7 protein-coding genes are annotated in these 6,528 nt (G+C 74.8%); 5 read left to right on the top strand and 2 right to left on the bottom strand.

The features are described 5' to 3' along the window. The first annotated feature begins 195 nt into the window (after positions 1-195). Positions 196-987, top strand: coding sequence for a bestrophin-like domain (locus ACZ518_RS35605; RefSeq protein ID WP_469117173.1), 792 nt, complete (start codon positions 196-198; stop codon positions 985-987). Here ACZ518_RS35605 and ACZ518_RS35610 read toward each other — a convergent pair. Continuing rightward, entirely contained in the window at positions 972-2,240 is a 1,269-nt protein-coding gene (locus ACZ518_RS35610; protein ID WP_469117174.1) for an MFS transporter, read from the bottom strand. The two genes, ACZ518_RS35605 and ACZ518_RS35610, sit on opposite strands and share 16 nt — an antisense overlap. 99 nt (positions 2,241-2,339) lie before the next feature. Here ACZ518_RS35610 and ACZ518_RS35615 point away from each other — a divergent pair, with 99 nt between their 5' ends. The 4 genes from ACZ518_RS35615 (at position 2,340) to ACZ518_RS35630 (ending at position 6,264) form a co-directional block, all read left to right on the top strand. Continuing rightward, positions 2,340-3,422: a DUF5937 family protein gene (locus ACZ518_RS35615; RefSeq protein WP_469117175.1), complete on the top strand. Its 1,083-nt coding sequence runs from the start codon at positions 2,340-2,342 to the stop codon at positions 3,420-3,422. Positions 3,423-3,577: 155 nt separating this feature from the next. Beyond that, positions 3,578-4,396, top strand: coding sequence for a lysostaphin resistance A-like protein (locus tag ACZ518_RS35620; RefSeq protein ID WP_469117176.1), 819 nt, complete (start codon positions 3,578-3,580; stop codon positions 4,394-4,396). A gap of 321 nt (positions 4,397-4,717) precedes the next feature. Next, on the top strand, positions 4,718-5,656 hold the full coding sequence (locus tag ACZ518_RS35625) for a sensor histidine kinase (protein WP_469117177.1): 939 nt from the start codon (positions 4,718-4,720) through the stop codon (positions 5,654-5,656). Continuing rightward, a complete protein-coding gene (locus tag ACZ518_RS35630) occupies positions 5,620-6,264 on the top strand; it encodes a response regulator transcription factor (RefSeq protein WP_469117178.1) in 645 nt (214 codons plus the stop codon). Before ACZ518_RS35625 ends, ACZ518_RS35630 begins: the two co-directional genes overlap by 37 nt. Positions 6,265-6,357: 93 nt before the next feature. Here ACZ518_RS35630 and ACZ518_RS35635 read toward each other — a convergent pair. Then, on the bottom strand, positions 6,358-6,528 hold a 171-nt coding region (locus tag ACZ518_RS35635; protein ID WP_469117186.1), incomplete at its 5' end, for an aggregation-promoting factor C-terminal-like domain-containing protein.

Raw genomic sequence — 6,528 nt, forward strand, 5'->3', positions numbered from 1 at the left:
GGCACCAGCAGACCTCTTCCGGCTGGATCTGCGGGCCCGGTGCCCGAGCGCCTGCGGACGCTGGAGGGGCAGGGCCTGGCCGTCCGTGAACGGCTGCCCGGCTTCACCCGGTCGCGTGAATGTCCTCGCGCACGCCCGTAGCGGCCCTTGAAGCCGCGGCTCGGGGGTGTCGCGTCCGGCCTAGACTCCGCGCACATGTCGCTATGGCTCCTCAACCATTTCAGCACCTCCACACTGGCCGTCGTCGCCGTCGGCGGGACCGTCCTCCTGGCTGTCGCCGGCAGTGTGCTGCTGCGCCGCAGGCACCCGTCGCTGGCCCGCGGGGAGCACAACGACATGGTCGGCGTGACGCTGGGGATGTTCGGCGCCATCTACGGGATCATCCTCGCGTTCGTGATCGTCACCCTGTGGACGCAGCTGGAGGACAGCCAGACCATCGTGGCCTCCGAGGCCACGAGCGCGGCGCTCATCAGCCGTGACGCCGCCGCGTTCCCGGAGCCGGTGCGGGCCCGCCTCGATGCGGCCCTGAGCGGCTACGTGCACTCCGTCGTCGAGGACCAGTGGCCCCGGATGCGCGCGGGAAACCCCAGTTACGGGGCCACGGAGGCCCATCTGCAGGACGCGTTCCGGGTGCTCCAGACGTACGCCCCGCAAGGCCAGGCGGAGCAGGTCTTCTACGAGCGGGCCGTCGACCACCTCGACGACGTCGCCGCCCAGCGCCGGGCCCGCATCACCATGGCGCGCCGGGAACTGCCCCCGCTGCTCCAGGCCCTGGCCTTCGGCGGTGCGCTGGTCCTGATCCCGCTCACGTTCCTCTACGGCCTGCGCAAGCTGCGGGTCCAGGTCCTGTTCGTCGCCTCGGTGGCCGGGCTCGTCGGCTTCAGCCTGCTGCTGGTCTTCGTCCTGGACCGTCCCTTCTCCGGTGACCTCAGCGTCAGCCCCGCCCCGTACCGGGAAGGGGCCCTCGCCCGTTACTGGACCCCCTGAGCCGGCCGCGCGGGGTCCCTTTCGCCCGCGACGGCCGCGGCGGACAGCAGGGTGGCCCCGGCGAGGGTGCCCCACAGGGCGGTCGGGCCGTGGGGGGCGAGGGCGGTGATGGCCGCCGGGGAGACCGCGAGGCCGAAGCCGGTGGAGAGTTCGAAGCGGGCGAGGGTGCGTCCCAGGACGCGGGGCGGGGCGAGGGCCGTCACGAGGGCGGTGGCGCTGCCGGCGTAGACGATCTCGCCGAGGGTGCAGACGACGGAGACGGCGGCGACGGCGGGGGCGGCCCATCCGCCCCCGTCCCCGCCTGCCGTCGACGTCACCGCGAGGAAGCCGGCGTAGGAGGCCGCGAGGACGGCGCCGGCGATGACCAGCGCGGTGCGCCGGGCGTAGCGGGACATCAGGACGGTGACCGGGACTTGGAGGGTGACCACCAGCACCGTGTTGGCCACGAAGATCGCCGCCGACCATACCGGTGAGGCGTGCAGCTGTGTCAGCAGGACCAGCGGGAGCGCGATCTCGGGGACGTTCAGGCAGAAGACGTAGACCACGTTGGCGGCCAGCAGGGCACGCATCCGGGGTGGGCGATCCTCCTGCCCCGCCGGTGCCACGGACCGCTCCGGCTCGCGTTCCGCGCGCACGCGGACCGACCACGCCAGGCCGGCGGCCGCCAGGTACGCCACTCCCGTACCGGCCGCCAGTACCCGCAGGGCCGAGGTCCCGCCCGCCAGGCAGGCCATGGCGAGGAGCGCCCCCGCCCCCAGCCCGGCGTTGCGCAGGGCGCGTCCGGCCGCGAGGGCGGTGTCGCGTTCCCGCCCGTGGGAGATGGTGGCGACGAGCGCCGCGTGGGCGGCCGGCCAGGCCTGGTTGCCGATGCCGAGGAGGAGGGCCGCGGCCGCGAACGGCCAGACGCGGCCCGCGGGGGCCGCCACCAGCACGGCCACTCCCAGCACGCGTACCAGCATCGACGCGGCGACGACGGTGCTGCGGGCGCCGCGGTCCAGCCATCTCCCGACGGCGGGCATGGACAGCAGGCCGATGACGATGCCGCCCGTCATCGCGAGTCCGGTGGCCGACGCGGACAGGCCGAGCACCGTCACTCCGTAGAGGAGGAGGAAGGGCCGCAGCAGGCCGGTGCCGAGGGCGTCGACGGCCAGGGCGACGGCGTAGCGGGGGCCGCCGGAGGCGCGCAGCAGGGCGCGGGGCCGGACCTTGCGGGTCGGGGTGGGGGTGCGGGTGGGGGTGGTCGTGGCTGTCATGGGGTGAACGGTGGGTTCACCGGCCCGGCCGGGCACGTCGGTTGACGGAGATCGTCAACAGTTGCCGGCGCTGTCCGGCGGGGCGGTGATGATGTGCGGATGACGTTGAGGATCGACATCGGCGGCATGCCGTCCGAGGGGCTGCGGTTCGCCGCCTCCCCGCTGGCCGAGCTGACCGCGATGCTGCACGTGCTCGCCGAACCGGAGCACCATCCGGAGTTCGCCGCATGGGCCTCCGACGTGTGGGCCGGGCTGCGGCCGGGACTGGCCGAGCGGTTGCGGGAGGCGGAGTTCCTCTGGCGTACGTCCCAGGCCGATTTCATGCTGCCGGCCCGGCCCCGGGCGACGCTCGGGGAGGAACTGGACGACGTCGACCGGATCGACGACGAGCGGTACGTGTCCGCCGCGCTGGTCACCACCTGCGGCAACCGGATCCACTTCGCCTCCCCGTCGCCCCTCACCGACACTGCCGCGCGCGACCTGGCCCTCGAACTGGCCCAGGCCCGGGGTACGCGCCAGGAGGCCTTCGCGGAGCGGCTGCTCGCGGACCCGGCGGGGGTCCGGGCGCGCGTCCGCGACACCCTGGAGGCCTGTGCCGAAGCCTTCTTCGACGCGGCCTGGGCCGACGCCGCCGTCCGGCTCGCCACGGACCTGCGGCTGAAGAACGACCTGTTGAGGCGCCAGGGCCCCGGGGCGGCCCTCGCCTCGGTCTCCGGTGCGGTCACCCTGGCTCCGGACGGCGACGCCATCCTCGTGGACAAGCTGCTGGACAAGGCGACGACCGCCCATGGCAGCGGGGTCACCTTCATCCCGAGCGTCTTCGGCCGGCCGCACCTGGCGATGGTCCACGCGCCCGGCTGGCAGCCGGTGGTCCAGTACCCGGTGGACGGGCCCGGCCCGGCGGAGCCGGTGTCCCTGGAGACGGTGACGCTGCGTCTGGAGGCCCTCGCCCACCCGGCCCGGCTGCGTCTGCTCCGCACCCTGGCCCGCGGTCCGCACACCAACGGGGAACTGGCCCACGCCTGGGACCTGACGCCCCCGGAGGTGTCCCGCCACGTGGCCCTCCTGCGGCGGGCGGGGCTCCTCACGGCCCGGCGGGAGGGGCGGTACGTGCGCTACAGCCTCAACCTGTCGGACCTGACGGCGCTGGGGACCGACCTGCTGGCGGCCGTACTGCGGTGAGGCCGGGTACCGCGGGGCCCGGCGGGCCCGGCGGACCGGGGCCGCGCGGGGGTGGAGGTGAGTACACCCCGGCCGGGGAGCCAGGTGCAGTGGCCGGAGGCGTCGGGCCCGGCATCGTCGTCCGCGTAGGGATACGGACGAAGGGCGGGGCGGACATGGCTGTGGTGGGCGGCGTCGAGGCGGCGGGGCGCGGCGGTGTGTGGGGCGCGGCGGGGGTGTTCACTGCGGTCGCCTTCGTGGCGGCCGGGGTGCTGGGGGCGGTGCAGCCGGCCAGCGGGGTGCCCGCGGAGGTGGTGCAGCTGACCCAGTTCGGGCCGGCCCTGGGGGTGGGCGCGGTCGCCCTGTACCGGTGGCGGGAGACTCGCACGGTGCTGCGCGGCGGCAGCGGACGCGGGGCCCGGCGGGCGGCGGCCCTCTTCGGTTCGGCCGCGGTGATCGTCGCTCTCACCGTCCTCGGGTACGGGCCGGCGGCGGGGGGTCCGGGCTTCACGGCACCGGGCGCCCTGCACCACCCCTTCCTGCTGATCGCGGTGGCGCAGTCGGTGGGAGCGTGCGGGGAGGAGATCGGCTGGCGCTGCTTCCTCCAGCCTCTGCTGCGGACCCGGCTGGGCGTGGCCGCCTCGTCGGTGGTGACGGGCGCGGTGTGGGGGGTGTGGCACGTACCGGTGTTCGCGCGGGCCCCGGCCTACGCGGCGGGCTTCCTCGTCGCCACCGTGGCCATGTCGGTGGTGCTGGGCATCGCCCTCGACGGCACGGGCGGCCCGTACCGGCTGCTGCTCGCCGGCGGCTTCCACACCCTCGTCAACCTCGGACTGCTGCTCTTCATGGACGAGGAGTCCGGGTCGGTGCTCCCGATGCTCTGCTTCGGGTCGGCCAGTGCGCTGGTGGCCGTCGTGTGGGCCCGGACACGGGCGGGACGACGCGCCCCGGTGGAGGGAGCCGGGCCCTCCCCGACTACCCTGCACGGAACATGAGTTCGACATCTCTTTCGCGGCGGCCGGCCGCCGTCGGCCGCTGCCACCTCAACGGTCTGCTGGCCGTGTGGGCCGCCGTCGTCGGGTCGGCCGTCGTGGGGGCGCTGCTGTTGCTGCCCGTGGGCGTCGGCCACCGGCTGCTGCCCCCGGCCGCGGGCGCGTTGCGCCGGTGCTCCGACCTCGCGCGGCAGCGGGCGGCCCGGTGGCCGGGGGTCCGGATCGCGCAGCCGGATCCGCTGCCGCGCGCGGCGGGGGCCCGCGCGGTCCTGGCCGACGGGGGGGTTCTGGCGGGACCTGGCCTGGGCGTGGCTGGAGCCCCTGGTGGGCGGTCTGCTGCTCGCCGTGCCCCCGTCCCTCGTCGTGTACGGACTGTTCGGGGTGCTGGTCCAGCCCTTCGTGTGGCGGCTGCTGGACGACGGCAACTGGTACGCCTTCGTGCCCGTGCACAGCACCGGCCTGATGATCGCGGCGGCGGCACTGGGGCTCGCCCTCACGGCCGGGGGCCTGCTCCTCGCACCGTCCGTCCTGCGGCTGCACGCCCGCTGGGGCCGGCGGCTCCTCGCCGCGCCGCGCGGTGCCGAACTCCGGCGCCGCATCGAGCGGTTGACGGAGACCCGGGCCGAGGTCCTGGACGGCCGGGCCGCCGAACTCCAGCGCATCGAACGGGACCTGCACGACGGGGCGCAGGCCCGGCTCGTCGCCCTGGGGATGCGCCTCGACAGCGCGACGCGCCTGCTCCAGGACGATCCCGCGGCCGCCCGGACCGCACTGCTGGAGGCGCGCGAGCTGTCCGGCCGAACCCTGCAGGACCTGCGCGACCTGGTCCGGGGCATCCAGCCGCCGGTACTCACCGACCGGGGCCTCGGCGACGCGGTGCGCTCCCTGGCCCTGGACAGCTTCCTCGACGTGACCGTCGAGGTCCGGATGCCGGGGCGGCTGCCGGCCGCGGTGGAATCCGCCGCCTACTTCGCGGTCAACGAGCTGCTCGCCAACGCGGCGAAGCACTCGGGCGCCGAGCACGTCGGGGTCGTCGTCGTGCACGACGTGACGGCGGCCGGCGGTCCGCGGCTGCGCGTCACCGTCACCGACGACGGGCACGGCGGGGCGGACCCGGCAAGGGGAACCGGACTGCTCGGCGTCCGGCGGCGGTTGGCTACCTTCGACGGGAGCCTCGCCCTGCACAGCCCGCGGGGCGGCCCGACCACTGCCACCCTGGAGATCCCGTGCGCGTCGTCCTTGCCGAAGACCTCTTCCTCCTGAGAGACGGCCTGGTCCGTACGCTCACCGAGCACGGCTTCGACGTCGTCGCCGCGGTGGACAACGGCCCCTCCCTGCTGCGCGCCCTGCTGGAGCACCGGCCGGACGTGGCGGTCGTCGACGTACGCCTGCCTCCGGGCTTCACCGACGAGGGCCTGCAGGCCGCGCTCGAAGCCCGCCGCCACCACCCCGGCCTGCCCGTCCTCGTGCTGTCGCAGTACGTCGACCAGCTCTACGCCAACGAGCTCCTGGCGAGCGACGACGGCGGCGTGGGCTACCTGCTGAAGGACCGGGTCACCGACACCGGCCAGTTCGTCGACGCCGTACGCCGCGTCGCCGGTGGCGGCACCGTCCTGGACCCGCAGGTGATCGGCCGGCTGCTGTCACGCGGTGACGCCCGCGGCACCATCTCCGCCCTCACCCCGCGCGAACGCGACGTCCTGGAACTGATGGCGGAGGGCCGCTCCAACGCCGCCATCGCGGGCGCCCTCCACTTCAGCGAGAGCGCCGTCACCAAGCACACGGCGAGCATCTTCGCCAAGCTCGGCATCGCCCCCTCCGCGGAGGACAACCGCCGGGTCCTGGCCGTCCTCGCGTACCTGCGGCGCTGACCGTCCGTGCTCGGTTGCGTACATGCGGGAACGCCCGGCCGAGGGTGTCGGCCGGGCGTTCCCGGTGGGGCTGCCGGTGTGGCTGCTGGTGGTTTAGTACCAGTGGTTGGCCTGCCAGAAGTTCCAGGCCTCGACCGGGCTGCCGTAGCGCTCGTTCATGTAGTCCAGACCCCACTTGATCTGGGTGGCCGGGTTGGTCTTCCAGTCCGAGCCCGCGGAGGACATCTTCGACGCGGGCAGCGCCTGGACCAGGCCGTAGGCGCC

It is taken from the genome of Streptomyces sp. NPDC033966, from assembly GCF_055575955.1.